The organism is Arthrobacter sp., from assembly GCF_048266065.1.
Taxonomy (GTDB): Bacteria; Actinomycetota; Actinomycetes; order Actinomycetales; family Micrococcaceae; genus Arthrobacter_H.
In genome coordinates this window covers 1-26,981 of record NZ_JBLXAH010000019.1, presented here as the reverse complement: position 1 = coordinate 26,981, position 26,981 = coordinate 1, and the positions used below count along the sequence as shown (strand labels likewise).

The window sequence follows — 26,981 nt, the reverse complement described above, 5'->3', positions numbered from 1 at the left end:
AGTCCGCTTCGATACCCAATGGATATTCTGATGAAACGCTGGCCGGCATCAAACGACTACCGACCCACGCACCTAGGTGCTGCATGGATCGGCCTAGGCGGTCGAGGCGGGTCACCGGTAGGGTGTCGCCTTCGCCTAGACAGTCGATCATGTCGTCGAGTTGGGGGCGGGATGCCTTGGCACCGCTCACGCCTTCGTCCGTGAAGATCCGGGAGGTCCCGACCGCGGTGAGTGCTTTACGCTGTGAGTCGAGGGGTGTGACGTGGCCTGCCCCTATGGCTGTGCCGACTCGTACGTAGCCGATGATGTTGCCGATGTTCGCCGTTATTCCTATCAACTCATGCGCGGGTATTGGCTATGAAATTAGGTTCTGGATTGAGTTTTGAGAATGCAAGTTTTGGCGACAATTCTGGGTTCACGACGAGTTGTGACACGTGCCCGCCGCTTGCCACGCGTCCAAGACTCCTGGCACTCGGTAGGATCGAGCGGTGAATGCGACTCCAGGCCACCGTAATCCCCGCAAATCCCTCAGCCGAATTGCTAAGACTTTCCTCAAATATGCGGCCGTTCCGCTCCTGCTAGCAATCCTATTCACGGCTGTCGCCACGGCCGCCGGATGGAGTCTCGACGCCCTGAACGCCGTGGGAGCATTCCTGGTTGCTGTGGGCGCGGTGTGCGGATCCATAGCCGAACTCGGCAAACGTCCTGGCATGGCTCCACTTGCGTGGGCCTTTACCGGCGTGGGCGCACTTGTGATCGCCATAGCCTCCGCTTACATGGCTGTCCATCCGCAATGACAACGAAAGGGCCACCGCCAAGCAGGACAATGTCCAACGGTGGCCCTCACCGTGTGCGACTACAGATCATGGTTGATGCTTGCCGCGTTCAACGCCGATTCCACGCCACTCAGGTAGTCCGCGCCGCGGTTCGTAGCTCCCAACGCCTCGGCATAGGCCAGGTCACCACGGAATAGCTCGAGGGCTGCGGCCATCAAGTCCGCGGCCTTCCAGTTCCGGGCGTCGTCGAGGTCGTGTCGTTGCTTGCCCATGGTGCTGCCTCCTGCGGGGTGATTCCTAGGGCCGGGTGAGCGATTCCCGGCCCCAAGCAGTCTGTGGTTACCGACTGATGCCGGCACTTTTCGTGAGCGCCTTGGCATGAGCGATGCTGACGAATTCTGTCCCGCCCTTGCCCGTAAAGGTCGTCCGGTCCCCGCGATGCATGGCCCAACGAAGCGTCATCACCGGTAGTCCCGAGGCCACGGATGCGCCGGCCGTGCTGGTCAGGTCCCCAGGTTCCAGCGTTGCCGTCCTCCGGCATCCGGCATCCGGCATCCGGCATCCGGTGGGCAATGGTCGCGGCGACTCCCCAGCGGTCCCGCCGAAAGGGGTTGTCGTCCCCCGAATTTCTGCCTCCTTCAAGGCGACGATTTCAGCGAACTGCTTGGCGGCGACCTGAGCCCGTTAGTCCTTTTCGATGACCTGGGCAACGGCTGGTACCGTCGCGATCGCCAAACGGTTCACAACCGCATCTCCAAGCTCATCCGGGTACAGCTCCATCGGATAGCCGCCGCCGGTCCGTGCGGTAGCCAAGTCGCCCTGGCGAATCGTTCGATAGCGAGGGCATCGCGCACGTCCGCGGACTTCAGGAACTGCCTCACCGTCGCCCCCGCTTCCAGGACAGGGAGGATGTTGAACTGCCAGTGCTGCTTGAAGTCGATCAGGTCCGTGGCGTCCTGCTTGATGGGCGGCGGCCGCTTCTCGAATTCGGGGATCGGCTCGGCGGCGGCCTCCCCCCCCCCCGCCTCTTGCGGGTAGCGACCTCGGCGAGGGCGGCAGTGCGCACCACCTCGAGCGCCTTGGCCGGCTTGGCTGCGACGCCCATGCCGGACAGGTGCGGGTCGGCCAAGCCCTGGGCGGAGGCCGAGTCGGTGCGGTAAGACTAGATGAGGTCCGCTACCGCGTAGGCGGTGGTCATGATGCTGCTCATGGTCTTCTTTCTTCGTTCGATTTTGGATGTGCACACTTTGTGCCCATCTTCCTGTAATCCCTTGTCAGGGCTTCGGGACTCATGTCGTGGCGAAGTCACTGACCTGCGACGGAAGGCCGTTGATCTGGCGTCCCACACGCTCATGATCCGCAATACCCACGTGCAGGTCGACGCCACAGCGCTCGAACAGATGAACGCGAAGAACAAGGCATCCAGCGCCCTTGTGGAGCTCGACGCGCTCCTGGCGTGGAGGTTCTGCCAGGATGCCGAGTGCGACGAGTGGGGCGAACTCTGGACGGACACGGGCCATGTCTTCACGATGGACGACGGTCGGCCGTTGCAGACCACCTACGTGACGCGCCAGTTCGAGAAGCTGCGGGTAGAGGCAGACCTGCGGAAGATGACCTTCCACGGATCCCGGCGCGAGCACGCCTCCCTGCTGATCGCGTCCGGGGCTGATATCGCCCTGGTGTCCAAGCGTCTACGGCACTCCAACATCGCCACGACGGCGAACACATACACGCACTTGATCGCATCGGCGTCCCGTGATGCAGCTTCCCGCGCCTCGTCGATGGTGCCCCGCAAACCGGCTCCTGTTCACACATTGCACACACCAGACGGTATTCCGGACATGAAGAACGCCCTGGCCGGAACCTCGAAAGGCTCTGACAAGGGCGTTTGCGGGAGCCTCCTACCAGATTCGAACTGGTGACCCCCTGTTTACAAGACAGGTGCTCTGGCCAACTGAGCTAAGGAGGCAGATCTGCCGGGCGACCGGCAGCATGAACAAGATTAGCCCAGGTGTGCTCCCGGGCGGAAAACGGATGGCCCCGCCGAGGGCGGGGCCATCCGTGGACTGTCGAGGAGTGTGGCTACTTGTTTGCGGCCACTGCCTCGTCCAGAAGCTGCTTGAGGTCCTGGGACTGCATGTCCCATTCCTTGCCGTTGACATACACGGCAGGAGTCCCTCCCACCTCGTACTGGTTGAAGGTGGTGTTCACGAACTGCGCCCACGGGCGGAATTTGGTTCCGTCGGCGCAGGAGGAGATGTCGCCGGCACCTGATTGCTCGGCGATCTCGGCGAGCTTGGCATTGGGCAGGCCCTCGCTGCCTTCCTCGGGCTGCTGCTCAAACAAGGCCGTCAGGTAGTCGTTGAATGCCTCCGGCTTGGAATCGGCGACACAGGCCACGGCGTTCGCGGCGCGCGACGAGTAGTTCGTGGGGGACGTCCGGTCCAGGAAGGTGGCGATCCGGTACTCCAGTTCGATGTCGCCATCCTTGGACATCTTGGTCAGGTCGGCGCCGTACTGTGCCTCGAACTGCTTGCAAATCGGGCAGCTCATGTCGGCGTAGACCACCACATGGACGGGCTCGCCCTTCTTGGCGGCCTTCAGACCCGCGGGCAGCTTCTTGCCATCGGCGGACGTGCCGGCCTCCGGGATCTGGTTCTTGTCCACGGTGGCAGCCGGCGTCTCGGCCAGGCCGTCTGCGGTGAGCGTGTAGCCGCCGTACTGGTTGCCGTGTGCGGGTGCCGGACCGGCGTCGGGGAAGCTTCCCTTGTTGTTCTGCACGATGATCGTCGCGATGACGGCGATGATGACCACCACGGCCACAACCACACCGAGTTTCAGGAACAGCGACTTGCGTTTGGAGGCAGCCTGCTGCTGTTCGTAGACCTTGCGTGCCTGCTCGCGGGCGCTAGCAGTCCTCTCGGCCTTGTTGGGCCGCGGGGCGTTTGATGCCATGGAAGAACAGTCCTTCTGTGGAGGAGTCGGTCGGGGAATCCCCACCTAGTTTAGGGCACCAATGCTGTGTATCCGCCGTGAACGGATCCCCGTCACCGTGCCCGGCATCAATGCGTCGTTGCCCTAGGCCGCATAAGCTCAGGGCAGGACATACCCCCAGCAGGCCAAGGAGGCATGACATGCCGGACACAGTCAGCAGCATCCAGGATCCCCGCAGCACGGCGGCATCACGCGAACGGCGCGCCCCCGTGACTGCCCCGAAGAAGGCCACCACCGGCGACTTCGATTTCGTCGTGGTGGCCAACCGACTGCCCGTGGACCGCGTCACCACTGCGGACGGCACCGCCGAATGGCGCCGCTCCCCCGGCGGCCTGGTCACCGCGCTGGCTCCGGTGATGGCCTCCGCCGAAGGCGCGTGGGTCGGCTGGCACGGTGCAACCGACGAAAAGCTCAAGGAGTTCGACGAGGACGGCATGCACCTGATCCCGGTGCCGCTGAGCGAGGAGGACGTGGAGCTGTACTACGAGGGGTTCTCCAACTCGACGCTCTGGCCGCTCTACCACGACGTGATCATGCCCCCGGAGTTCCACCGCACCTGGTGGGACCGGTACCGCGAGATCAACGTGCGTTTTGCCGAGGCAGCAGCTGCCGCGGCCTCGAAGAACGCCACCGTGTGGGTGCAGGACTACCAGCTCCAGCTCGTCCCGCGCCTGTTGCGGGCCATGCGGCCCGACCTGAAGATCGGCTTCTTCAACCACATCCCCTTCCCCCCGCTGGAGATCTTCGCCCAGCTCCCCTGGCGGCACCGGGTGCTGGAGGGAATCCTCGGTGCAGACCTGATTGGCTTCCAACGCCAGTCCGACGCCAACAACTTCCTCCGCTGCGTTCGCCGCTACCTCGGCTTCACGGTGAAGTCGCAGCGGGTCCATGTCCAGGACGAGGACGGCACACCGCGTCGGATCGCCCGCGCCGAAGCCCACCCCATTTCCATCGATTCCTCCCTCATCGCCCGGTTGGCGGAGGATCCGAAGGTCCTGGAGCGCTCCCGCGAAATCCGCGCCGACCTCGGAAATCCGGAGGTGATCCTGCTCGGGGTCGACCGGCTGGACTACACCAAGGGCATCCGGCACCGGATCAAGGCCTTCGGCGAGCTGTTGGCGGACCAGGAACTCACCGTCGGACAGGCAACCCTGGTCCAGGTGGCCAGCCCGAGCCGTGAACACGTGGACCACTACATCACCCTGCGCGAGGACGTGGAGGGCAGCGTGGGACGGATCAACGGCGAATACGACACCATGAGCCACACAGCAGTGCGCTATCTGCACCACAGCTATCCCGTGGAGGAGATGGTCGCCTTGTACCTGGCGGCCGACGTCATGCTCGTCACCGCGCTGCGCGACGGCATGAACCTCGTCGCCAAGGAGTACGTGGCCGCCCACGCCGACAACCACGGCACGCTCGTGCTCAGCGAATTCGCCGGCGCCGCGGACCAGCTGCGCCACGCGGTCCTGGTGAACCCCCATGACATCGACGGGCTCAAGGAATCGATCATGGAGGCCATCCGGATGCCCGAACAGGAGGCGGCGCGCCGGATGCGGATCATGCGCCGTCAGGTCACCACCAATGACGTCGCCCGCTGGTCACGGAACTTCCTGGATTCGCTGGCCTCGGCCGGCGAGGAGGAGGACTAGCCGTGGCAGTGGATTCCGGCCTCCGACGGGCCATCGACTCCCTGCGCGACGTCCGCCTGCTGCTGGTGGCCATGGACTTCGACGGGACCATGGCCCCCTTCGTCGATCGTCCCGCTGATGCCCGCGCGCTCCCCGCCTCGGCGGAGGCCTTCGCCGAATTGGGCGACGCGGAGAACACGGTCACCGCCCTCCTGTCCGGACGCGACCTGGCGGGGTTGCGCGCCGCCGCCCAGCCAGGGCCGACGGTGCTGCTGGTCGGCAGCCATGGAGCGGAACGCTGGGCTCCTGACGCGTTGGTCGGCACCGGCGACCGGGGCATCAACCTCGACGACACACAGGCCGCCCTGCTCACCACCGTGGGCAGCGTGCTCGAGGAGATCAGCGCAGCCCATGCGGGGACCACGCTGGAGCACAAGCCGGCCGGCGTCGTGCTCCACGTCCGCCAGGCGGAGCCGGCCGTGGGTGCCGCTGCCCTGCGCGCGGCCCGCGGACGGCTGGAGGACCTGGAGGGCCTGACGCTCGGTGACGGGAAGAACGTCTTGGAATGTTCGGTCATCCGGGCGGACAAGGGCTCCGGCCTGGAGTGGTTGCGCGACGTCGTCGACGCCGATGCCGTGCTCTTTGCCGGGGACGACGTCACCGACGAGGACGCGTTCGCCGTCCTGCGCCCCGGTGACGTCGGTGTGAAGGTCGGGCCGGGCAGGACGCGGGCCGGTTTTCGGGTCGACGGAATTGGCGATGTGCCTGACCTGTTGCAATCGCTCCTGGCTGTGCGATGATTGTGACACCATTCACAACGGATCGTCGGGCACGTACCTGCCCGTGAAGGGATTGATCACTCATGGCAACTGTCACCTTTGACAATGCAACCAGGCTGTACCCGGGCACCCAGAAGCCCGCGGTCGACCAGCTCAACCTCGATATCGCAGACGGGGAGTTCCTGGTCCTCGTCGGGCCCTCCGGTTGCGGCAAGTCGACCTCGCTGCGCATGCTCGCCGGGCTGGAGGATGTGAATTCGGGCCGCATCCTCATCGGCGACCGCGACGTCACCGATGTCCCCCCGAAGGACCGTGACATCGCCATGGTCTTCCAGAACTACGCGCTCTACCCGCACATGTCGGTCGCCGACAACATGGGCTTCGCCCTGAAGATCGCGGGCATCGACAAGGCCGAACGCACCGAGCGCGTCCGCGAGGCGGCCAAGCTCCTGGACCTCGAGGACTATCTGGACCGCAAGCCCAAGGCACTCTCCGGCGGCCAACGCCAGCGCGTGGCCATGGGCCGTGCCATCGTCCGTTCCCCGCAGGTCTTCCTCATGGACGAGCCGCTGTCGAACCTCGATGCCAAGTTGCGCGTGCAGACCCGCACCCAGATCGCCTCGCTGACCCGCCGGCTCGGGGTCACCACCGTGTACGTCACCCACGACCAGGTCGAGGCCATGACGATGGGCGACCGCGTCGCTGTGCTCAAGGACGGGATCCTGCAGCAGGTCGACTCCCCGCGCAATCTCTACGACCGGCCCATGAACGTCTTCGTCGCCGGCTTCATCGGCTCCCCCGCCATGAACCTGCTCGAGCTCGCGGCCGTCGCCGACGGCATCCGGTTCGGCGACTACACCTACCCCGTCGACGCCGACGTGCTGGCCTCGGCCAACGGCCAGACCATCACCTCCGGCGTCCGCCCGGAGGACCTGGAACCGGTCACCTCGGGCCAGGGCCTGCCCCTCGAGGTCGACCTCGTCGAGGAACTCGGGGCCGACGCCTACGTCTACGGCCACGCCACGCTTGATGGCCGCGAGATCCCGATGGTGTTGCGCGTGGACGGCCGCAAGCCGCCGTTCAAGGGCGACACCCTGCATGTGCGCCCCAAGACCGGGCACGTCCACATGTTCGACACCCGCACCGGCCTGCGTCTGGGCGACCCGGCCTCCGCCGACGCCCCGCAGGCTTCGCTCGCGGACGTCGATGCCCTGGCCACCGAGTCCGAGTAGCAACCCGGCAACCGATGGCGGCCCCGCGTTCCTGAGCGAAGGCGGGGCCGCCGTCATTCCCGCCCCGGTGAGCCCGGGACCAGCGCCGAACCGAGGAAGCGATGACCCGCCACTACGCCAGCTGGCACAACGAACCCACCGACTACACCCAGCGCGGGAAGCTGCCGCGGGAAACCGTCGTCGACGAATCGGCCCGCCCCCCGTTGGGCGGTTCCCTGAACATCACCTCGGCGACCATGGATTCCGCGTTGCTGGATTTGCCCTGGCACATCACCCTGGAGGACTGGCCGGCCCGGAACCTGGCGGCGTTGCCGCGCGGCATCTCCCGTCACGTGGTCCGCTTCGCCCTGTTGCGCGACACGGTCATCGCCGTGAAGGAGACCGGCGAGCACATCGCCCGGCACGAGTACCACATGCTGCGCAAGCTCAACCGGCTCGGTGTGCCCTGCGTGGAGCCGGTCGCCGTCATCTCCGGCCGCGTGGACGAGTCCGGTGCGGAACTTGACCCGGTGCTGGTCACCCGGCACCTGAAGTATTCGCTGCCCTACCGCGCGTTGTTCTCCCAGCGGTTGCGCCGCAAGACCCTGCACCGCCTCATCGATGCGCAGGCTCTGCTGCTGGTGCGGTTGCACCTGGTCGGGTTCTACTGGGGCGACGTGTCGCTGTCCAACACGCTCTTCCGCCGCGACGCCGAATCCTTCGCCGCCTACCTGGTCGACGCCGAAACCGGCGAGCTCTACCCCGAGCTCTCGGAGGGCCAGCGCGAATACGACCTGGAGATCGCCCGGGTGAACATCGCCGGGGAACTGATGGACCTCATGGAGGCCGGGCTCATCGAGGAGTCGGTGGACCCGCTGGCCACCAGCGAGCAGATCATGGACAGCTACCACGGGCTATGGCAGGAGCTCACCGGGCAGGACCGCTTCGACCTGGCCGAACGCTGGCGCGTGGATGAGCGGATCCGGCGGCTGAACAAGCTCGGCTTCGACGTCGATGAGATCGCCCTGCGCACCACCGCCGACGGCGCCCAGCTGCAGATCCAGCCCAAGGTCGTCGACGCCGGCCACCACCAGCGCCGGCTGTTGCGCCTGACCGGACTGGATGTCCAGGAGTTCCAGGCCCGCCGGCTGCTCAACGACATCGACGCCTACCGGGTCCGCAAGCATCCCGAAATGGACGAGGAGATCAACGCCGCGCTGTGGGTGCGCGATGTCTTCCAGAAGATCACCGAGGCGATTCCGCGCGAACTGCACGGCAAGCTCGAACCGGCCCAGCTGGTCCACGAGGTGCTGGAGCACCGCTGGTTCATCTCCGAACGCCGCGGCAGCAACGTCCCGATGTCGGAGACCATCGAGTCCTACATCGACACCGTCCTGCGCCACCGCCGGGATGAGGCGGCGATCATGCTCAACCCGCCCACCGAGGTCCTGGAGGTCATCGACCTCACCGAGAACGACGACGACTGAGGCGGCAACGCGGCAAGGGCCGGCACCGCGCCCTCCCGCGGTGCCGGCCCTCCCACGGCTATCCGAGCCAGACCCACCGCACGATCAGCAACGCGGCGATGAGGTAGAGGATCCAATGGGCCTCCTTGATCCTGCCGGAGCAGATCTTGATCAGCGCGTAGGCGACCAGGCCGATGGCCACGCCCTCGGCGATCGAGAAGGTCAACGGCATCACGATGATCGTCAGGAACGCCGGGAGTGACTCGGAGATGTCTGCCCATTCGATATGGCGGGCGCCCTCCATCATCAGTGCACCGACCAGGACCAGTGCCGGCGCGGTGGCCGAGGTCGGGACGGCTGCGATGACCGGCGAGAAGAACATGGCCAGCCCGAAGAACCCGGCGACCGTCACCGCGGTCAGGCCCGTGCGGCCTCCTTCCTCCACGCCGGCGGCCGACTCGACGTAGGCCGTCGTGGTCGAGGTGCCCAGGGCCGCACCGGTCAGTGCGGCCAGCCCGTCCATGGAGAACAGGGTCTTTGCCCGCGGCATTTCGCCGTCGGGGCCGATCATGCCCGAACGCTGGCTCAGGCCGGTCAGGGTTCCCGTCGCGTCGAAGAAGTCGACGAAGAAGAACGTGAAGACCACCGAGAGCAGGCCCGCCGACAGCGCGCCGCCGATGTCCAGGTGGAAGGCGAGGTCACTGGGCCAGATCGGCATCTGGATGAGCGATCCGCCAAATCCCGAGAAGGCGGCGAACGTTCCCTCGTCAGCCCCCGGGTAGACGGGCAGGCGGCTGATGATGGCGATGAGCGTCGTGGCGATGATGCCCAGCAGGATCGCCGCCTTGACCTTGAGCTTCATGAGCACCGCGATGATCAGCAGGCCGAGCATCCCCAGCCAGACATGGGGGGCGGTGATGTCCCCGATGCCCACCAGGGTGGCGTCGTTGGCCACCACGAACCCCATGTTCTTCAGCCCCAGGAAGGCCAGGAAGGCACCGATGCCTGCGGTGATCGCATATTTCATGCTGCCTGACAGGGCCCGGGCAATCGCCTGGCGGACACCGAGGATGCTCAGGATGATGAACAGGACACCCGAGATGAACACGGCACCCAGCGCCGTCTCCCAGCGGTAGCCCATTCCCAGCACCACGGTGTAGGAGAAGAAGGCGTTCAGGCCCATCCCCGGGGCCTGGGCGAAGGGATACCGGGCGATCAGGCCCATGTACAACGAGCCGAGGATCGCCGCCATGCAGGTGACCATGACCAGCTGGGTGAACAGGTTCCCCACGTCGGGCATCTGCCCGGCCATGGCGTCGTTGAGCACGCTCGGGTTCACGAAGATGACGTAGCTCATCGCCAGGAACGTGGTGATGCCTGCGCGGATCTCCCGACCGTAGTTCGAGCCGTGCCGGGTGATGCCGAAGTACTTGTCGATCGCCCCCTCACGGGGTGGCGTTTCCCCGGGTTTGGAGTCCCGGGGTTTGGATTCCCGGAGTTTACGGTCGGTGCGTTTGGGCGTGTTGATACTCATTGCTCTCCTTTAAGGAGCAGTGGACCACGACGGCGTGGCTCACGGGGCGGGAATGACGGGGAAGGATGCTCCGCAGTGGGGTATCGGGAGGAGTCGCTGCCGGGGCGGGCGGGGCTGGCCACGCCGCCCATCCAGACACGGTTGATGTCCGTGCTGGTTCCGTTGGCGAAGATGCCGGCCAGGGCGCGGTCCGCGCTCCCGGCCCGGCGGAGGATTGACTGCAGTGTGGTTCCGGGGGCCGGGGCGACCTCGATCGCGTCGAAGACGGCGCCGACACCCAGGTGGCCGACGTCCTCGTGGCCCAGGGCCAGTGCCCCGGCACGCGTGGCCAGATACAGCAGGTGCTCGGGTCCGAGTTCCAGGCCGTCCGGCTGCAGTTGCTGGTGGAAGTAGGCCTGAAGGCCCTCCTTGAAGTGGCTGAATCCGGTGCCGGCGCCCACGTCGGATCCCAGCGAGACCCTCACCCCGGCGTCCAGGTGCCGGCGCAGCGGGAACAAGCCGCTGCCCAGCGAGGAGTTCGACGACGGGCAGTGCGCCACCGCGGTCCCGGAGCCGGCCAGCCGGGCCAGTTCCGCATCGGTGGGGTGGACGTTGTGCGCCAGCAGGCTGCGCCGGCCCAGCAGTCCGTGCCGGTCGTAGACGTCGCTGTAGTCCGACGCCTCAGGGAACAATCCGGCAACGACGGCGATTTCCGCGGGGTTCTCGTTCACGTGGGAGGTGAAGAACAGATCCGGTGCGTTCTCCAGGGTCCTGCGGCAGGAATCGAGCAGGGCCGGGCTGGAGGAGAGGGCGAAGCGCGGGGTCACGGCGTAGCGGAGCTTCCCCTTGCCATGCCAGGCGGCGATCAGCGCTGCCGCCTCGTTGGCGGCCCGCTCGGGGGTGGTCAGCAGGTCCCCGCGCAGCTCCTGGTCGGCCACGACGAGGCCGGCTGTCATGCGCAGCCCCTTGCGGTGGGCGGTGGCGAACAGGGCATCGGTGGCAGTGGCGAAATGGGCGCCGAACACCAAGGCGGTGGTGGTGCCGGCCCCGATCAACGAGTCGACGAACTCCGAGGCGACCTCCTGGGCATACCCGGGATCTGCCATGCGTGCCTCTTCCGGCAGCGCGCACCGGTCCAGCCATTCCAGCAGCGGCATGCCCAGCCCGCCGATGATCCGTGGTTGGGGGTAGTGCACGTGGGTGTCCACGAAGCCGGGCAGCAGCACACCGTCGATGGCGGTGACCTCCGCCCCGGGGTGGAGTCGTTGGGCGTCGGCGAGGGAACCGCGGAAGGTGATGACGCCGTCGTTCACCGCGAGCGCGCAGTCCTCGGCGCGCAGTCCGGCCCCGGTGAAGGGGTCCTCCGGAGTGTCGAGGACCAGCCCGTGGAAGATCGCGGGTGGGTGGATGTCGTGGGTCATGGTGCTGCTTTCTGGAAGACGCGCATGAGGTCGGCTGCGACGCTGATGGCGATGGCTGCTGGGTGCTTGCCCGTGAGATCGGGGGCACCGATGGGGCATTGGATGCTGTCGATGGCCGGTTCCCCGTGGCCTTCGGCCGCGAGCTTCTTGCGGAACCTGGCCCATTTGGCCGATGAGCCGATGACGCCGATGCCGCCGAATCCGCCGCGGCGCAGGGCCGCGTCGCAGAGCATCAGGTCCTCGGCGTGGTCGTGGGTGAGGATTAGGACGTGTGCGTCATCCGGAATGGTCGCGATCAGCGTTTCCGGTGCCGGCAGGGTGTGCAGGTGGACCACCGCGGGGCCCTCGCCCAGGGTGGCGGCGAGGGCGTCGTCGAGGATGCCCCGCCGGGAGTCGGCCAGGTGGAGGATCACCTCGGTCCGGCTGAGGATGCGTGCCAGTTCCCGGCCGACGTGTCCGGCACCGAAGATGGCGACCGTGGGACGGCTGCCGATCGGTTCCAGCAGCACGCGGACGGTGCCCCCACAGCATTGGGTCCCGTATTCGACCCGTGCGTGTTCGTTGAGGCCGAATTCGGATTCCACCATCGACGTCTGTCCGTCGGCCAGCATGGTGCGTGCGCTGTGGATCACGGTGGCTTCCATGTTTCCGCCTCCGATGCTGCCGGATGTGGTGTCGGTTGAGACGAACATCTTGGCCCCGGCGTCGCGGGGTGAATGTCCGCGGACCTCGATGATGGTCACGAGGATGCCGGCGGTGCCGGTGGTGCGGGCGTGCGTCAGACCGTTGAGCCAGTCCATGGTCGCTGCCCCGGCTCAGTCGGCCGCAAGGGCCGGTGCTGGCGCCGGTGCGGGCGCCGGCTGGCGCACCGCATCCAGAGCCCAGTACACGGCCTCGGGGGTGGCCGGCGAGGGCAGTTCGACCTGTCGGCCCGGTTCGCCGAAGGCAGCGGCGGCGGCCCGGAGGGCCTCGCGCACGGCGATGGCGAGCATGAGCGGTGGCTCGCCCACGGCCTTGGACCCGTAGATGCTGCCGTCGTCGGTGGGGTGGATGTACAGGTCGACGTTGAACTGCTGCGGAAGCTCCGAGAAGGAGGGCAGCTTGTAGGTGCTGGCCGCCTGGGTGAGCAGCTTGCCGCGGTTCGGTCCGTCGCTGGTGTCCCAGCGCAGGTCCTCCTGGGTGAGCCATCCGGCTCCCTGGACGAAGGCCCCCTCGATCTGGCCGAGGTCGATCAGCGGCGAGAGCGAGCTGCCGACGTCGTGCAGCAAATCCACCTGGCGGGTCGTGTACGCGCCGGTGAAGCCGTTGACCTCCACCTCGGCGACGGCGACGCCACGGGAGTAGTACTTGAAGGCGTGGCCCTGGTAGGTGGAGGGGTCGAAGTGCAGGCCCTCGGTCCGGTAGTAGCCGGCCGCCGACAACGAGACCCGCTGCTGGTAGGCGGTTTCGACCAGGTCGGCCCACTCGAGGGTCCTGCCGGTGCCCAGGCCGCTGACGACGCCGCCGGTGATGCGCACGTCGTTCGGGTGGACGCCGAGCTGGCTGGCGGCGACGGGTGCCAGCCGGTCGAGGATCAGCTCGCAGGCGTTCTTCACCGCACCACCGTTCAGGTCGGATCCGGTGGAGGCGGAGGTGGCCGAGCTGTTGGGGACCTTGTCGGTGCGGGTCGGGGCCAGGCGGACGCGCCGCAAGGGCACGCCCAGCGCGGAGGCGGCGACCTGGAGCATCTTCTGGTGCAGGCCCTGGCCCATCTCCGTGCCGCCGTGGTTGATGAGCACCGACCCGTCACGGTAGATGAGCACCAGGGCGCCGGCCTGGTTCAGGACCGGCTTGTTGAACGAGACGCCGAACTTCACCGGGGTGATCGCCAGTCCGCGTTTGACGTGCTGGTGTGCCGCGTTGAAGTCGGCGACCTCGCGCATCCGCGCGTCGTAGCCGCTGGTGTCCTTGAGCTGCTCCCACATGTCGTTCATGCGCGTGGCCTGGCTGACCACCTGCCCGTAGGGGGTGCTCTGGCCCGGGGCGTAGAAGTTGCGGCGGCGGATCTCCTCGTGGGTGAGGCCCAGCTTGGTCGCTGCCTGGCCCAGGAGGTCCTCGGTCACGATCATCCCGGAGGGGGCGCCGAAGCCGCGGAACGCGGTGTGCGAGGTCTTGTTCGTGCGGGCGATCCGGCCCGTGACGTGGACGTTGGGCAGGTAGTAGGCGTTGTCGATGTGGCACAATGCGCGGCTGACCACCGCCGGTGAGAGGTCGATGCTGAAGCCGCCGTCGGCGGTCATCACGGCCTTCAGGGCCAGGATGTGCCCCTCGTCGTCCAGCCCGGCTTCCCAGGTGGCATGGAAGCCGCCGCGCTTGCCGGTCAGGGTCAGGTCCTGGGTGCGGTTCAGCCGCACGTTCACGGGGCGGCCGGTCAGCACGGCCCCCAGCGCGGCGACGGCGGCGAAGGGGTTCGCGTTGGTTTCCTTGCCGCCGAAGCCCCCGCCCATGCGCAGGCACTGGACGGTGACCTGGCTGGCGTCGATGCCCAGGACGCGGGCCACCACCTCCTGGGTGTGGCTCGGCGCCTGCGTCGAGGACTGGATGAAGACCTGGCCGCCTTCGTCCACCGTGGCGAAGGAGACCTGGGTTTCCAGGTAGAAGTGCTCCTGGCCCTGGATGTCGATCCCGCCGCTGAGGCGGTGCGGTGCGCTGGCCAGTGCGGTGTCGGCGTCGCCACGTTGCAGCGTGGCCTGCGGTCCCTGGAACTGTTCGGCCGCGATGGCCTCCTGGATGGTGATGATCGAGGGCAGTTCGGTGTAGGAGATCTCGATGGCCTCGCTGGCCAGCCGGGCCTGTTCGAGGGTATCTGCCAGGACCCAGGCCACGGCCTGGCCGTGGAACTGCACCTCGGTCGGGAACAGCGGCTCGTCGCCGAGTTCGCCGAAATCGTTGAGCCCGGGGACGTCCTCGGAGGTCAGCACGCGGGCGACTCCCGGCATGGTCCGGGCCGCGGAGGCGTCCAGGGAGTCGATCCGTGCGTGGGCGGCGAAGACCTGCAGCGGCCACGCATGCAACACGTGGGCCGAACGGTGCGGCAGGTCATCGGTGTACAGGGCCCGGCCGGTGACGTGTTCCCAGGCGGCATCGTGTGGCATGACGACGCCGGTGGATCCGCCGTCGGGGATGCCGGCCAGGGGGCGGGATGAAAACGGGTTCACGATGCGACCTCCTCGTGGAAGCGGCGGATGGATTGGGCGAGCGTGGCGCTGCGGTACCGGGCGCTGGCGCGGTGATCGGACATCGGGGTCCCCTCGGCCTGCATGACCTCGGCCGCCGCGTGGAAGGTCTCGGCGGTCCAGGGTTTGCCGAGCAATGCGGCTTCGGTGTCTCGGGCCCGCAGCGTGGTGGCGGCGGCGCCGCCGACGCCGATGCGGATGGCGTCCACCTTGCCGTCGGTGGCGCGTGCGGCGATCGCCACCGCCACCGAGGAGATGTCGTCGAATCTGCGTTTGGCGACCTTGTAGAACCGGCCCAGTGGAAGCACGGGGGTCGGGATGCGTACCGCCAGGATGATCTCGTCGGCCGTGCGCAGGCTCTGCCGGTAGCCGGTGAAGTAGTCGGCCAGCGCGACGACCCGTTCACCGCGGGCGGAGCCCAGCACCAGCTCGGCGTCCAGGGCCATCAGTGCCGGGGCCATGTCCCCGATGGGGGATCCGGTGCCGAGGTTTCCGCCGATCGTCGCGGCATTGCGGATCAGCCGCGAGGCGAATTGCGGGAAGACCTCGGCGAGCAGCGGGATCGAGCCGTCCAGGCGGCGTTCGACGTCGGAGAGGGTCAACCCGGCACCGATCTCCACGTGGTCCGCGGTCGTGGCGAACCGGCGCAGTTCGGGCAGCTGGTCGATGGCGATGGTCAGGGGGGCGCGGTGGTGTTTGATGGTCAGTTCCACGCCCCAGTCGGTGGATCCGGCCAGCACCACGGCATCGGGGGTTCCGGCCAGCAACTCCAGCGCCTCGGCCAGGTCGGCGGGACGGACGAACGCGCTGCCGGGGTTCCCCAGGCGCTGCGGGCAGCTGACCGGTGCCGGACGGTCCCGGCGTTGGGCGATCGGGTCCTGGGGGTCGACCTCCCCCAGGGCGTAGGCGGCGTCGCGGATCGGCCGGTATCCGGTGCACCGGCACAGGTTCCCCGACAGGGCGTGCAGGTCGAATCCGTTCGGGCCCACCTCGGGTTCGTGCTCGGGCTCGGAGGTGTACCTGGTCACCGGTTCGGTCCGGGCTCGCTCTTCCCCGGTGGTCCGCGGTGGCAGCCAGGGGTCCTGGCGCTGGGCATCATCGGGGACGGAGAAAGTCCAGGGGAGCTGGTTTCCGGTGGGTTCGGCATGGGCGGAGGAGGCGATGGCCGACGTCGCGGGGGCCGAGCCGCACCCTCCGGTGCCGCAACCGCATCCGGCCCGGTCCTTGCGGTAGTACTCTGCGGCCATCGAGGAGATGAATCCGGGGGTGCAGAAACCGCATTGGGAGCCGCCGCGGACCGCCATTTCCTGTTGGACGGGGTGCAGCGTCTCGTCGGTGGCGAGGCCCTCGGCGGTGTAGATCTCCTGGCCCGCCAGCGCGGCGGCGGGGACCAGGCAGGAGTTGATGGAGGTCCAGCGGGTGCCGCCGTCGTCGTCCGGGCGGGCGACCATCACGGCGCAGGCCCCGCATTCGCCTTCGGCGCAGCCCTCCTTTGGGCCGGTGATGCCGTTGCCCCGCAGCCACTGCAGGGTGGTGGTGTGGGCTGCGACGTGCTCAATGGACACGGGGCTGCCGTTGACGGTGACCGCCGTGGTGGCAGCCTCCGTGGTGGTTTCCTGTGTGGATCCGGTCATGGTTAACCCTCCTCAGGCCTGTCCACCCACGATGCCGTCCGACTGCGAGGCAGCACCGTTGGAGGCATGGTTGAGGCCGACGAGGTCGGGAGAGCCACGCCAGGTTATCCATGCGAACAAGCGAAGGCTCCTGTGACCCAGCTTACACATCGAGCACGTTTAGTGGAAGTCTTTTTCCATTTTCGGCGGTGGACCCCGTGGACAGCGCCCCGGCTACCGGTCTCCGGCCCCGCGTGCGGGAGCGGGCAGGCGTGTTCCGGGCAGTTCGAAGGCAGCCGCGCTGAGGGCGTGCCCCTCGACCACGACGCCGGTGCCCGGGCGGTGCACGGCGCTGGCGGTACCGTGCCCCCACAGCCGGCGCAGTGCGCATCCGCCGGGCAGGGTGGGAGCCAGGTCCCCGAGGCCCACGCCCGTGGCCGCGTCGCGGAAGAGGACCACGAGCACCGCGGTGCCCGCAGTTTCGCGGACGAAGGCCAGCGTTCCGTCCGTGGCGTGGAGCCAGCGCAGTCCGCCGGAGGTCAGGGCCGGCTGGTCGCGGCGCAGTGCCGAGAGGTCTGCATAGATCCCCCGCAGGTCGGCGGGGATCCGTTCGGGGGCATCCCAGGGCATGGGGGTGCGCGAGTTTTCGCCGTTGAAGCCCTCGAGCCCGAATTCGTCGCCCATGAACACCATCGGAACCCCGGGGAGCGTGAATTGCAGGGCGGCGGCGAGCGGTTGGGCGCCGGGGAGGATGGCGCTGGCCGCCCGGGCTGTGTCGTGGGTGTCGATCGCGTTCAGGTTCGCCAGCCGCACCCGCCAGGGAAAGGCCGCGGCGAAGTCCAGGTGGGTGGCCAGGAAATCCTGCGCGCCGATGCTGTCCGGCCCGCGCTGGGGCAGCCCGTAGAAGTCGGTCCACCCCTGGGCGGTGACGTTGCCCGCGTCGTTCCGGATCACGCCTGGCTCCCCCGCCGGCCCGGCGGCCGGGCGGGCCAGCCACTGCCAGAGCGGCCGGGTGAAGTTCGTGTACGTCATGGCCCCGTGCCAGGTGTCGCCCTGGAAGTCGGGGGCCGCGTCGGAGGTCGATTCGGCCACCAGCAGCGCCTCGGGGTTGATCGAGTGGATCTTCGCGCGGATGAGTCCGGCAATCTCGTGGTTGAAGTCATCGGCGCCGGCGCGGCCCGTCATGTTGCCCACGTCGATCCGCCACCCGTCGAGGTTGTAGGGCGGTTTCAGCCAGCGCGCCACCATCGAATCGTCGGCCAGGATGAAGCGTTCGCGCAGCCCCGGCGAGCGCCAGTTGAATTTCGGCAGCGATTCGACGCCCAGCCAGGCCAGGTACTCCTCGTTGTCGGCGCCGAAGTAGTAGAAGTCCGATTCGGGGGCACCCGGGTGGTGGTGGGCGGCACGGAACCATTCGTGGGCGTCGCCCGAGTGGTTGGTGGTCAGGTCCCCGACCACGTGCAGGCCGCGGTCGTGGGCGTCCTGGATCAGCCGGATGAGGGCCTCGTCCCCGCCGAGCAGCGGGTCGATCGCGGTAAAAGCCGCGGCGTCGTAGCGGTGGTTGGACCGGGCGGGGAACATCGGGGTCAGGTAGAGCACGGTGGCCCCGATGGCCTCGAGGTGGTCCAGGTGTTCGCGGATGCCCTCCAGGTCCCCGCCGAAGTACTGGTACGGGGTATCGGGTCCGCGGCCGATCACGGCGCTGGAGTTCCAGTCGGCGGCCACGGCCCATGCCGGCAGCGCGCGCCCCGCGGCCTGTGCGGACCGTGCGAAACGGTCGGGGAAGACCTGGTACATCACCGAGCGGTGGATCCATTCCGGGGCCGCCGGGCCGGCGACGATCCTGAAGTCCTGCTCGTCGGGGGTCTCGAGGGCGCCGGTCCCCCGGGCGTTGGTCCACAGGCTTGCGGGGGTTCCCCCGGTGCGCAGCAGCCAGCGGTATTTCTGCACGGGGTTGACGATGCGCAGCCCGGCCTGCCACCAGACCCAGCCGTCGGCCTCGCCGAGGCGGGTGGCGGCGTCGTAATGGGGTTCGGCATCCCGGACGCTGCGCAGCCAGACTCCGCCCGGTGTGGGCTGGTCGGCCGGAACGCGCAGGCGCACGGTGACGGTGTCGCCCAGGGCGGGGTCCTGGCGGTCGACATACAGGGCGGAGCCGTCGTGGTGCGGCATGGAAATCATGGAGGTCCTCCTGGTGGACAGTCTCTCACCGCAGGCCACCGGCTTCGCCGGTGCGTCGGCTCAGCCCTTGACGCCGCCGGCGGTGAGGCCGGTGGTGATGTAGCGCTGCAGGAACAGGAACAGGGCCATCACCGGGATCGCCGCCAGGACCGCGCCGGCGGCGAAGACGCCCCAGTTTTCCGAGCGCTGCTGGGCGACATAGGAGTACAACCCGACGGCCAGCGTTTGTGAATCGGGGTCCGTCAGCACCACCGAGGCGATGACGAATTCACTGGAAATCCCGATGAACGCCAACAGGCCGACGACGGCGAGGATCGGGGTGACCAGCGGCAGGATGATCTTGAAGAACACCTGCACGTGGGAGGCCCCGTCGATCCGGGCCGCCTCGTCCAGGGACTGCGGGACGGTGTTGAAGAACCCGTACATCAGGTAGGTGTTCACCCCCAGCGCCCCACCGAGGTAGACCATGATCAGGCCCAGCGAGCTGCCCAGGCCGATGGCCGGGATGATGTCGCCCAGGAAGTTCAGCAGCAGGAAGATCGCGACCACCGTCAGCAACTGCGGGAACATCTGCAGCAGCAGCAGGGTCAGCAACCCGACCCGGCGTCCGGCGAAGCGCATGCGGGAAAAGGCGTAGGCAGCCATCGCCCCGAGGAACACGGTCAGCGCACTGGTGACCAGGCCGATGACCAGGGTGTTGGCGAACCAGCGGCCGAAGGGGCGCTCCTGGTTGGCGAACAGCGCCTCGAAGTTGCCCCAGCCGAAGTGGGTGAACAGCGTGGAGGCCCCGGCCATGGTGCCGGTGGGGTTCAGGGCGGCGGAGAGGACGTAGAGCAGCGGGAACACCGAGAAGATCGTCGCCAGGATGGCCACGACGTGCCGCCACCCCTTGTCGGCGAACCAGTGCCCGAAGGACCGGCGGCGTTGGACGGGAACCTGGGTACCGGCGTCGTGCAGCGGATGCGTGGTGGGGGTGCTCATCGGTTGATCTCCTCCAGGGACTTGGTCTGCCGGAAGCTGAGCGCGGAGACGACGGCGACGATGATGAAGATGATGATCGCCAGGGCGCTGGCCAATCCGTAGTCACGCCCGGTGCCGGCGCCGAAGGCGATCTTGTAGACCATGGTGATCAGGATGTCGGTGCCGCCGACGTCGAAGGTGGTCCCATCGAAGCGGGGCCCGCCGCCGGTGAGCATGTATATGACGTTGAAGTTGTTGAAGTTGAACGCGAAGCTGGAGATGAGCAGCGGGGCCAACGAGACCAGCAGCAACGGCAGCTTGATGGCCCGGAAGATCCGCCAGGCGCCGGCTCCGTCCATGCGGGCGGCCTCCTCGACATCCTCGGGCAGCGATTGCAGGGCACCGGTGCAGACCAGGAACATGTAGGGGTAGCCAAGCCACAGGTTCACCACCAGGACCGAGACCTTGGCCAGGACGGGGTCGGTGAGCCAGGGGATGTCGGCGCCGCCGAGCAGGGCGTTGTTGATGAACCCGAATTCCGGGTTCAGCAGACCCGACCACACCAGCCCGGAGAGGAAGGCGGGGAAGGCGTAGGGCAGGATCATCAGCACCCGGTAGATCTTCTTGCCGCGCAGGTCCGCCCGGTTGAACACGATCGCCAGGAACAGTCCCAGGGCGAACGTGCTGGCCACGGAGAGCAGGGCGAAGGCGAAGGTCCAGAGCACCACCTGCAGCAGCGGGCCCTGCAGGTTCGGGTCGGTGAACGCGCGGGTGAAGTTATCGAGGCCGACGTTGATCTTCCAGCCGGTGGCCAGTTCCTTGCCGTCGGCGGCGGCGAAGGTCCCCTCGCCCGAATCGTGGTAGACCGTTCCGGTGGTGGTGTCGGTGAACGTGTCGGCGGCGGCGTCGTAGGAGAGCTTGGGTTTGTAGACGTAGGCGGTGGATCCGTCGGCGGTGCGCAGCGAGCCGTCTTCGGGGTTGTCGCTGATCGGGACCTTCAGGTCGGCGATCTGCTGCTGGCGTTGGAGCAGTTCCGCGAAGTCCAGGGTGGTGTAGCCGTCGACGGCGGTGGCGGCCCCGGTGGGGCCGGTGGCCGTGGCGGTGGCGTCCTGCAGCGGCTGGTCGTTGCCGCCGAGCTTCACTGCACCATCCGGGGCGGTGACCAGCAGGTACAGGTCCCCGCCCTTCTCCACCACCGATGCGGGGTACTGCGGGGAATTGGGGACGCGCTCCTGGGCGGAGAGCTGGATCGACGCGATGGCGTCGGCCTTGGAGGAGTTGTGCCCGTCGCCGTAGTTGGTGAAGGCGATGTAGGTGGAGAAGACCATCACGAAGACCTGGAACAGCAGCAGGAAGAACACCCCGGGGGCCAGGTATTTGGCGGGCAGTCCGTCACGGCGCAGGTAGATCCAGTTGATGGCAGCGGTGACGATGACCGAGATGGCCAGGATCAGCCATTCCCCGCTGGCCACGAGCTGGAACATGACGAACACGGCGATCGCGTCGACGAAGCCCAGCAGCACGATCTTGGCCAGGATGCCCATCAGGGAATCCGAGGTGCGTTTCGGTCCGCGCGGGCGGGGCCGCTTCTGCGTGCCGGGATCCGCCGGGGGCGTGCTGGAGGAGGTGAGCGTGCTGCTTGCCATCAATGTCCATGCCTTCGTAGTGCGCCGCCGCGGGGCAGTCCGGCGCGTGGTGGTGCGGTGGGGTCCAGGGTGCACGGGGCGGCTGTTGCCTCCCGCCCCGTGCACCGCGGTCGCGCCGTGGGGGCGCCGGGGTTGCTAGATCTTCTTGTTGATCGTGGCGACCATCTTCTTCCAGGCGGCGCCCGGGTTGGCTTCCTTGCCCTTGATGAGGTCCAGCTCGGTGCCGCCCCAATCGGCCCAGACGGCATCCATGGCGGGGACCGCTGGCATCGGCACGCCGTTGGCGCCGATCTCGCCGAAGGCCTTCACCACCGGGTCGGTCGATGCCTTCTCGAAGGATGACGTCAGCGCCGGCGGACGGCCGCCGGTCTTGAACAGTGCGTCCTGGGCCGCTTCCTGGCTGAGGTAGTTCACGACGAACTCCGTGGCGGCCAGGGTGTTCTTGCTCTTGGCCGAGATGAAGAACCCGTTGACACCGATGAACGGCTGGGCCGGCTGGTCGCCGGCCGTCGGCAGCGGGTCGACGGCGAACTTGATGCCCTTCTTCTGGATGTCCGGGGTGTTCCACGGGCCGGTGAGGAAGTAGGCGGACTGCCCGGCCAGGAACTTCTCCTTGGCGATGTCCCCGGTGATGTTGGAGTTGAAGACCTTGGTCCCCTTGTCGCCGTTCCTGGCCAGGAACTCGGCGAACTTCACGCCACCGGCGTTGTCCATGATGACCTTGGATCCATCGTAGGAACCGTCGGCCTTCTGCGCGAAGACCGGGGCACCGAAGGAGGTCTGCAGCGCGTAGGTGTGGTACGGGTCGGCCTGCTTCGGGTCCAGCCCGACGAGGAAGGAATACTTGGCCTTGCCCGCGGTGACGGCCTTCTTGCCGGCGGCCACCACCTCGTCGAACGTCTTCAGCGGCTCGGAGGACAGGGCGGTGTTGCGCACCAGCGCCACGTTCTCGATGGAGTAGGGCAGGCCGTACACCTGGCCGTCGTACGTCATGGCCTGGATGGAGGACTCGGCGAACTGCGAGGCCTTGTCCCCCAGCTGAAGCGGGGCGACGACGCCGTTCTGCACCAGCTTGCCCAACCAGTCATGGGGGCCCACGAGCACGTCGGGTCCCTTGCCGGTCGGGGCCTGGGTGATGAAGTCATCGCGCACTGCAGCGAAGTCCTTCACGACCAGCTTGACGGCGATGCCCTTCTCGTCCTTGAACTTGGCGGCGATCTGCTTCAGCGCCGGGGCACGTTCGGCGTCGACCCACAGGGTCAGGGTCGCCGAGGTGGACTTGGCGGCTCCGGAGGACGCGGCACCGGTGGAGGGTGCGTTGCTGCTGGTGCCGCCGCCGCACGCGGCCAGCATCAGTGCCGCCGAGGTGCCAAAGGCGCCCAGCGCGAAGGAACGACGGGAAACCAGTCCCCGGCCGTCGGTGGTGTTCTTCATATGTGCCTCTCCGAAGCTCGATACGGTCCCCCGGGCCGTGGAGCCGGTTCGCGTCGCCGCCGCACCGGAACCCCGCCGCTGGGGAACGCTGTGATGTATGACATAACTGTAAGCGTTTTCATGCTCGACGTCCACATCGGCGAGAATCGCCTGCGCAGAACCTGAAAGCGCTTCCACGCCGTGCGTTCCACGGCTAAGCTGGTGCGCATGTGCCCACCCACTCCCCCGGCTCCGGGGTCCGTCCTGTCCGCCGCGGATACCCCCGCCACCCGGCAGCCGCAGCAGAACGGCCAGGCCTTTGCCCCCGGCCCGCTCGTCCATGAGTCCACCACAGGCGGGTCCTGGTGGCGCAGCGCGGTGATTTACCAGATCTACCCCCGCTCCTTCCGTGACCTGCGGGGCACCGGAACCGGGAACCTGGCCGGCATCACCGCCGAACTGCACCAAATCGCCGAGCTGGGCGTGGATGCCATCTGGCTCTCCCCCTTCTACCCCTCCCCGCAACGCGACGCCGGCTACGACGTCGCCGACTACACGGACGTGGACCCGCTCTTCGGCACCCTCCGGGACTTCGATGCCCTCATCGACCGGGCGGCAACCCTGGGACTGCGGGTCATCATCGACCTGGTCCCAAACCACTGTTCGGAGCAGCACGCCGCCTTCCAGGCGGCGCTGGAAGCGGGACCGGGCTCGGCCGAACGGGAGCTGTTCGTCTTCCGCGACGGACGCGGGACCGGCGGCGATGAACCGCCGAACAACTGGCAGTCCCACTTCGGCGGGCCCGCCTGGACGCGCACCACCGATGCCGACGGCTCCCCGGGCCAGTGGTACCTGCACCTCTTCGACTCCTCGCAGCCGGACTTCAACTGGGACAGCCCGGCGGTGCACGCGGAATTCGAGCGGGTGCTGTGCTTCTGGCTGGACCGCGGTGTCGCCGGCTTCCGGGTCGACGTCGCCCACGCACTGGTCAAGGAGCCGGGGCTGCCCGATTGGGGTGGAACCGCCGACGGCTCCCCCGTGCCCGGCTTCCCGTTCGACGCGGCACCCATGTTCGGCCGCCCGGGCGTCCACGCCATCTACCGGCGCTGGCGCGACATCCTCGCCGAGTACGACGGCGACCGCATCCTGTGTGCAGAGGCCAATGCCCACCCGGTCGACGCCGTCGCGGACTGGGTGCGCCCGGACGAGATGCACCAGGCCTTCAACTTCCCGTACCTGAACACCGGATGGGACGCGCCGGCCCTGCGCGCGGTCATCGACCGGTCACTGGCCGCCTTCGATGCCGTGGGGGCACCCAGCACGTGGGTGCTCTCCAACCATGACGTCTCCCGCCACGTCACCCGGCTCGGCTCCAGCGCACCGGTGCGTTTCGGCGACGGGCTCGGCCCGCGCGATCCACAGCCGGACCACGCCGTGGGGTTGCGCCGTGCCCGCGCCGCCACGCTGTTCATGCTCGGCCTTCCCGGCGGCGCCTACCTCTACCAGGGCGAGGAGCTCGGCCTGCCGGACCACACCCGCTTGGAGGACGGCTACCGGCAGGACCCGAACTTCTTCCGCACCGGAGGCGAACGCGTCGGCCGCGACGGCTGCCGCATCCCCCTCCCGTGGACCCCCGGGGGACGGACCCTGGGCTTCAGCCCGGCGCAAACCTCCTGGCTCCCCCAGCCCGATGACTGGGCACAGCTGGCCCGTTCGGTGCAGCGCGGCGATGCCGGATCCACGTTGTCCCTGTACTGCCGGATGCTGGCTGCACGGCGTAGGCTGGGGCTCGGTTCCGGAACGCTGCAGTGGCTGTCCACGGGCCATGCACCCGGGGTCATCGCCTTCGAGAACCGTGGCATCGCCGTCGTGCTCAACACCTCCAGCGCGTCGGTGGACCTTCCCGCAGGGGAGGTCCTGCTGGCCAGTGGCACCGGAGACATCCAGCACGACGCCGGCATCAGCCGGCTGGGACCCGAGGCCGCGGTCTGGTTGCGGCGCACCCCCTCAAGCACCTAGCAGGCGACAGAGCAGGACCAGATTGGGCCAACGGCCCGGGCGGAAGGAAGCAGATGGCCAGCATCAAGGACGTCGCCGAACGGGCCGGCGTCTCCGTCGCGACCGTTTCACGGGCCCTCAGCGGAAACGGGAAGGTCTCGGTGTCCAGCCGGGAGCGGGTGCGCGAAGCCGCGGAGGCCCTCGACTACGTCGTCTCCTACAACGCCTCCTCGCTGGCCTCGGGGCGTAGCCGGAACATCGGGCTGGTGGTCCCCACCGTGGGCCGGTGGTTCTTCTCCACGGTCCTGCAGGGTGCCACGAGCGCGCTGATCGACGCCGGCTATGACCTCACCCTGTACAACACCGGCGGGCAACAACGCCATCGGGATTCGGTGTTCTCCGAACTGCTGCTGCGCAAGCGCCTCGACGGGGTCATCACCGTCACCCTGAAACTGGAGCCCGCCGAAATCGAGCAGCTGGCATCGGTGCGCAAGCCGGTGGTCGCCATTGGTGGACTCATCCCCCAGATCGAGACGATCCGGGTCGACGACTTCAACATCGCAGCCCTGGCAACCGAACACCTGATCAGCCTGGGGCACCGGGAGGTCTCGTTCCTGGGCGGGTCCGAGGAGTTCGAGGTCGACTTCAAGCTGGGCTCGGCACGCGAGGACGGTTTTGAGTTCGCCATGGACCAGGCCGAACTCCCGGTGCGGCCGGACTGGCTGCTCACCGCGGACTTCACCACGGCAGGGGCCTACCAGAAGGTCCGCAACGTGCTGTCCAACCCACGACGCCGCCCCACCGCCTTCGTCTGCGCTTCCGATGAGATGGCCTTCGGCGCCATCCTGGCGGCCCGTGATCTGGGGCTGCAGGTGCCCGGTGATGTCTCGGTCGTCGGGATCGACGGGCATGAGCTCGGTGAACTCTTCGGCCTCACGACGATCGCGCAGAACCCAGGCGGGCAGGGAGCGGCCGCAGTGGGCCGGCTCCTGACACTGCTCGGCGACCAGGACCCCGGCCAGGATCCGACACGGGGGTTCTATCCGACGGAATTCGTGGCCCGCTCCTCCACGGCGCCGCCCGCGTCGTAGGACAGCGGCGGTGGATCGAGGCCGGACGCAAAAATGGGGCCGATTCCTCGGCCCCACTCGCTGTTGACAACCTATCCGGATCGCGGACCTGGGTCCGTTGCTCCGGTATCTCGTCGGGGTGACAGGATTTGAACCTGCGACCTCGTCGTCCCGAACGACGCGCGCTACCAAGCTGCGCCACACCCCGTGGGGTTATCAACCTCAAGAAGTTTACCGGCTCGACGCCGAATTCACTAATCGAAGCGGCTCCGCCGACCGCCTCCCCGCGTGGGCGACGTGGCAACGCTGCCCCGGCCTCCCGTGGGGTCTCGGACGCGGGCGGCCCGGCGTCGAAACCTGCCGCATCAGCCCGGGACGGGCCCGTGGACACCGGAACGGGGATGCGGGGACCTGCGCATGCAGGAATCTACGCGGCGCCGCCCATGAAGCGCTGGTAGTAGCCAAGGATTTCCGGCCAGTGCCTGGCCAGCTCGCGTTGGCCCTGACCGGCTTCGCCACGGGACCATCCGTCGTGGGTGACGGTGACGTCGGTGGCCCCGGTTCCGGTCTCCCGGAACTCGATGGCCACCCGGGTGGGGGGCTCCTGCTCGTGGCCCAATGTGAAGTCCAGTTCAACGACGCCGTGCGCCAGGGCCTGGGGCTCAACGGGAAGGGGTGGCTCGGCCCGGCGAATGGTCGCCCACTGGCGACGCTGCCCGGTCTCGGATTCCTCGACCAGGGATTGTCCTTCGATGCCCAGGTGTGATCCGGGCCCGATGCCGGCCAGGGTGCCCAGGGGCCACCACAGGTGCAGGTAGTCCACGAAGCCCTCATAGGCCTGGTCGCACTCCATGCGCACGGTCACCGTGGCGACGACCGGTTCAAGCGCCTCGGGCTGTTCGCCGGAGGTTCCCGATCCGGGGGCGGGATCGGCGTGGGAAAAGATGCCATCCATCCTTCCAGCCTACCCTCCGAAGCCCATGGCGCTACGGGGTCTTTCGTCCGGTGGTTGGTGGGTTAAATGACGCAGGGCCCCGGACTAATGTCCAGGGCCCTGGGCCTAATGATGGTCCGGCGGCGTCCTACTCTCCCAC

Annotated in this window: 20 protein-coding genes and 2 tRNA genes; 7 read left to right on the top strand and 15 right to left on the bottom strand. The window is 67.8% G+C overall.

The features are described from left to right. Both ACN0TP_RS18240 and ACN0TP_RS18235 read right to left on the bottom strand, forming a co-directional pair. Positions 1-337: recombinase family protein (locus ACN0TP_RS18240; RefSeq protein WP_417221378.1), on the bottom strand; the 337-nt coding region annotated here is incomplete at its 3' end. A gap of 519 nt (positions 338-856) precedes the next feature. Beyond that, positions 857-1,048: a hypothetical protein gene (locus ACN0TP_RS18235; protein WP_417221376.1), complete on the bottom strand. Its 192-nt coding sequence runs from the start codon at positions 1,046-1,048 to the stop codon at positions 857-859. A gap of 924 nt (positions 1,049-1,972) precedes the next feature. Here ACN0TP_RS18235 and ACN0TP_RS18230 point away from each other — a divergent pair. Further along, entirely contained in the window at positions 1,973-2,698 is a 726-nt protein-coding gene (locus ACN0TP_RS18230) for a tyrosine-type recombinase/integrase (protein ID WP_417221373.1), read from the top strand. Here ACN0TP_RS18230 and ACN0TP_RS18225 read toward each other — a convergent pair. Together ACN0TP_RS18225 and ACN0TP_RS18220 are read right to left on the bottom strand one after the other, a co-directional pair. Beyond that, positions 2,672-2,745: transfer RNA gene (locus tag ACN0TP_RS18225), tRNA-Thr, on the bottom strand. The genes ACN0TP_RS18230 and ACN0TP_RS18225 overlap by 27 nt on opposite strands. A gap of 113 nt (positions 2,746-2,858) precedes the next feature. After that, complete coding sequence (locus tag ACN0TP_RS18220) at positions 2,859-3,731, bottom strand: DsbA family protein (RefSeq protein ID WP_417221371.1); 873 nt, start codon at positions 3,729-3,731, stop codon at positions 2,859-2,861. A 179-nt stretch (positions 3,732-3,910) separates the two neighbouring features. Here ACN0TP_RS18220 and ACN0TP_RS18215 point away from each other — a divergent pair, with 179 nt between their 5' ends. The 4 genes from ACN0TP_RS18215 to ACN0TP_RS18200 all read left to right on the top strand — a co-directional run bounded on the left by ACN0TP_RS18215 (position 3,911) and on the right by ACN0TP_RS18200 (position 8,878). Continuing rightward, positions 3,911-5,422, top strand: a complete 1,512-nt coding sequence (locus tag ACN0TP_RS18215) for an alpha,alpha-trehalose-phosphate synthase (UDP-forming) (protein WP_417221368.1) — start codon at positions 3,911-3,913, stop codon at positions 5,420-5,422. Positions 5,423-5,424: 2 nt separating this feature from the next. After that, a complete protein-coding gene (otsB, locus tag ACN0TP_RS18210) occupies positions 5,425-6,201 on the top strand; it encodes a trehalose-phosphatase (RefSeq protein ID WP_417221366.1) in 777 nt (258 codons plus the stop codon). 62 nt (positions 6,202-6,263) lie between these two features. After that, complete coding sequence (locus tag ACN0TP_RS18205; protein ID WP_417221364.1) at positions 6,264-7,412, top strand: ABC transporter ATP-binding protein; 1,149 nt, start codon at positions 6,264-6,266, stop codon at positions 7,410-7,412. 101 nt (positions 7,413-7,513) lie between these two features. After that, complete coding sequence (locus ACN0TP_RS18200; RefSeq protein ID WP_417221362.1) at positions 7,514-8,878, top strand: DUF4032 domain-containing protein; 1,365 nt, start codon at positions 7,514-7,516, stop codon at positions 8,876-8,878. Positions 8,879-8,936: 58 nt separating this feature from the next. Here ACN0TP_RS18200 and ACN0TP_RS18195 read toward each other — a convergent pair whose 3' ends face one another. The 9 genes from ACN0TP_RS18195 to ACN0TP_RS18155 form a co-directional block, all read right to left on the bottom strand. Continuing rightward, positions 8,937-10,391, bottom strand: coding sequence for an NCS2 family permease (locus tag ACN0TP_RS18195; protein ID WP_417221360.1), 1,455 nt, complete (start codon positions 10,389-10,391; stop codon positions 8,937-8,939). Further along, positions 10,388-11,791 (bottom strand): guanine deaminase, encoded by a 1,404-nt coding sequence (locus ACN0TP_RS18190; protein WP_417221358.1) that lies wholly within the window; start codon positions 11,789-11,791, stop codon positions 10,388-10,390. Before ACN0TP_RS18190 ends, ACN0TP_RS18195 begins: the two co-directional genes overlap by 4 nt. Beyond that, positions 11,788-12,591, bottom strand: coding sequence for a xanthine dehydrogenase accessory protein XdhC (gene xdhC / locus ACN0TP_RS18185; protein ID WP_417221357.1), 804 nt, complete (start codon positions 12,589-12,591; stop codon positions 11,788-11,790). Before xdhC ends, ACN0TP_RS18190 begins: the two co-directional genes overlap by 4 nt. A 15-nt stretch (positions 12,592-12,606) precedes the next feature. Next, positions 12,607-14,925, bottom strand: a complete 2,319-nt coding sequence (xdhB, locus tag ACN0TP_RS18180) for a xanthine dehydrogenase molybdopterin binding subunit (protein WP_417221381.1) — start codon at positions 14,923-14,925, stop codon at positions 12,607-12,609. Between the two features lie 59 nt (positions 14,926-14,984). Beyond that, entirely contained in the window at positions 14,985-16,640 is a 1,656-nt protein-coding gene (locus ACN0TP_RS18175; protein ID WP_417221356.1) for a xanthine dehydrogenase small subunit, read from the bottom strand. Between the two features lie 213 nt (positions 16,641-16,853). After that, the gene (locus ACN0TP_RS18170; RefSeq protein WP_417221354.1) at positions 16,854-18,800 is read right to left on the bottom strand and encodes a glycoside hydrolase family 13 protein; all 1,947 of its coding nucleotides are present in this window, start codon (positions 18,798-18,800) and stop codon (positions 16,854-16,856) included. 60 nt (positions 18,801-18,860) lie between these two features. Continuing rightward, on the bottom strand, positions 18,861-19,781 hold the full coding sequence (locus ACN0TP_RS18165) for a sugar ABC transporter permease (RefSeq protein ID WP_417221351.1): 921 nt from the start codon (positions 19,779-19,781) through the stop codon (positions 18,861-18,863). Beyond that, the gene (locus ACN0TP_RS18160) at positions 19,778-21,406 is read right to left on the bottom strand and encodes an ABC transporter permease subunit (RefSeq protein ID WP_417221348.1); all 1,629 of its coding nucleotides are present in this window, start codon (positions 21,404-21,406) and stop codon (positions 19,778-19,780) included. Before ACN0TP_RS18160 ends, ACN0TP_RS18165 begins: the two co-directional genes overlap by 4 nt. Positions 21,407-21,541: 135 nt before the next feature. Continuing rightward, positions 21,542-22,840, bottom strand: a complete 1,299-nt coding sequence (locus ACN0TP_RS18155; RefSeq protein WP_417221345.1) for a sugar ABC transporter substrate-binding protein — start codon at positions 22,838-22,840, stop codon at positions 21,542-21,544. A gap of 207 nt (positions 22,841-23,047) precedes the next feature. On the opposite strand from ACN0TP_RS18155, the gene ACN0TP_RS18150 reads away from it, so the two are divergent. Both ACN0TP_RS18150 and ACN0TP_RS18145 read left to right on the top strand, forming a co-directional pair. After that, a complete protein-coding gene (locus ACN0TP_RS18150) occupies positions 23,048-24,838 on the top strand; it encodes a glycoside hydrolase family 13 protein (RefSeq protein WP_417221343.1) in 1,791 nt (596 codons plus the stop codon). A 53-nt stretch (positions 24,839-24,891) separates the two neighbouring features. After that, positions 24,892-25,908 (top strand): LacI family DNA-binding transcriptional regulator, encoded by a 1,017-nt coding sequence (locus ACN0TP_RS18145; RefSeq protein WP_417221341.1) that lies wholly within the window; start codon positions 24,892-24,894, stop codon positions 25,906-25,908. 113 nt (positions 25,909-26,021) lie between these two features. Here the strand turns inward: ACN0TP_RS18145 and ACN0TP_RS18140 are convergent. Together ACN0TP_RS18140 and ACN0TP_RS18135 are read right to left on the bottom strand one after the other, a co-directional pair. Then, positions 26,022-26,095 (bottom strand) — tRNA-Pro (locus tag ACN0TP_RS18140). Between the two features lie 219 nt (positions 26,096-26,314). Further along, positions 26,315-26,842, bottom strand: a complete 528-nt coding sequence (locus ACN0TP_RS18135) for a hypothetical protein (RefSeq protein WP_417221338.1) — start codon at positions 26,840-26,842, stop codon at positions 26,315-26,317. Positions 26,843-26,981 lie beyond the last annotated feature (139 nt).

What these genes read in the sequence shown, in the direction of transcription:
- ACN0TP_RS18200 (WP_417221362.1), top strand. Translation starts at nt 7,514, where the DNA reads ATGACCCGCCACTACGCCAGCTGGCACAACGAACCCACCGACTACACC.
- ACN0TP_RS18165 (WP_417221351.1), bottom strand. Translation starts at nt 19,781, where the DNA reads ATGAGCACCCCCACCACGCATCCGCTGCACGACGCCGGTACCCAGGTT.
- ACN0TP_RS18235 (WP_417221376.1), bottom strand. Translation starts at nt 1,048, where the DNA reads ATGGGCAAGCAACGACACGACCTCGACGACGCCCGGAACTGGAAGGCC.
- ACN0TP_RS18190 (WP_417221358.1), bottom strand. Translation starts at nt 11,791, where the DNA reads ATGACCCACGACATCCACCCACCCGCGATCTTCCACGGGCTGGTCCTC.
- ACN0TP_RS18145 (WP_417221341.1), top strand. Translation starts at nt 24,892, where the DNA reads ATGGCCAGCATCAAGGACGTCGCCGAACGGGCCGGCGTCTCCGTCGCG.
- ACN0TP_RS18175 (WP_417221356.1), bottom strand. Translation starts at nt 16,640, where the DNA reads ATGACCGGATCCACACAGGAAACCACCACGGAGGCTGCCACCACGGCG.
- ACN0TP_RS18220 (WP_417221371.1), bottom strand. Translation starts at nt 3,731, where the DNA reads ATGGCATCAAACGCCCCGCGGCCCAACAAGGCCGAGAGGACTGCTAGC.
- ACN0TP_RS18215 (WP_417221368.1), top strand. Translation starts at nt 3,911, where the DNA reads ATGCCGGACACAGTCAGCAGCATCCAGGATCCCCGCAGCACGGCGGCA.
- ACN0TP_RS18205 (WP_417221364.1), top strand. Translation starts at nt 6,264, where the DNA reads ATGGCAACTGTCACCTTTGACAATGCAACCAGGCTGTACCCGGGCACC.
- ACN0TP_RS18195 (WP_417221360.1), bottom strand. Translation starts at nt 10,391, where the DNA reads ATGAGTATCAACACGCCCAAACGCACCGACCGTAAACTCCGGGAATCC.
- ACN0TP_RS18135 (WP_417221338.1), bottom strand. Translation starts at nt 26,842, where the DNA reads ATGGATGGCATCTTTTCCCACGCCGATCCCGCCCCCGGATCGGGAACC.
- ACN0TP_RS18230 (WP_417221373.1), top strand. Translation starts at nt 1,973, where the DNA reads ATGATGCTGCTCATGGTCTTCTTTCTTCGTTCGATTTTGGATGTGCAC.
- ACN0TP_RS18155 (WP_417221345.1), bottom strand. Translation starts at nt 22,840, where the DNA reads ATGAAGAACACCACCGACGGCCGGGGACTGGTTTCCCGTCGTTCCTTC.
- xdhC (WP_417221357.1), bottom strand. Translation starts at nt 12,591, where the DNA reads ATGGACTGGCTCAACGGTCTGACGCACGCCCGCACCACCGGCACCGCC.
- ACN0TP_RS18160 (WP_417221348.1), bottom strand. Translation starts at nt 21,406, where the DNA reads ATGGCAAGCAGCACGCTCACCTCCTCCAGCACGCCCCCGGCGGATCCC.
- ACN0TP_RS18150 (WP_417221343.1), top strand. Translation starts at nt 23,048, where the DNA reads ATGTGCCCACCCACTCCCCCGGCTCCGGGGTCCGTCCTGTCCGCCGCG.
- xdhB (WP_417221381.1), bottom strand. Translation starts at nt 14,925, where the DNA reads ATGCCACACGATGCCGCCTGGGAACACGTCACCGGCCGGGCCCTGTAC.
- ACN0TP_RS18170 (WP_417221354.1), bottom strand. Translation starts at nt 18,800, where the DNA reads ATGATTTCCATGCCGCACCACGACGGCTCCGCCCTGTATGTCGACCGC.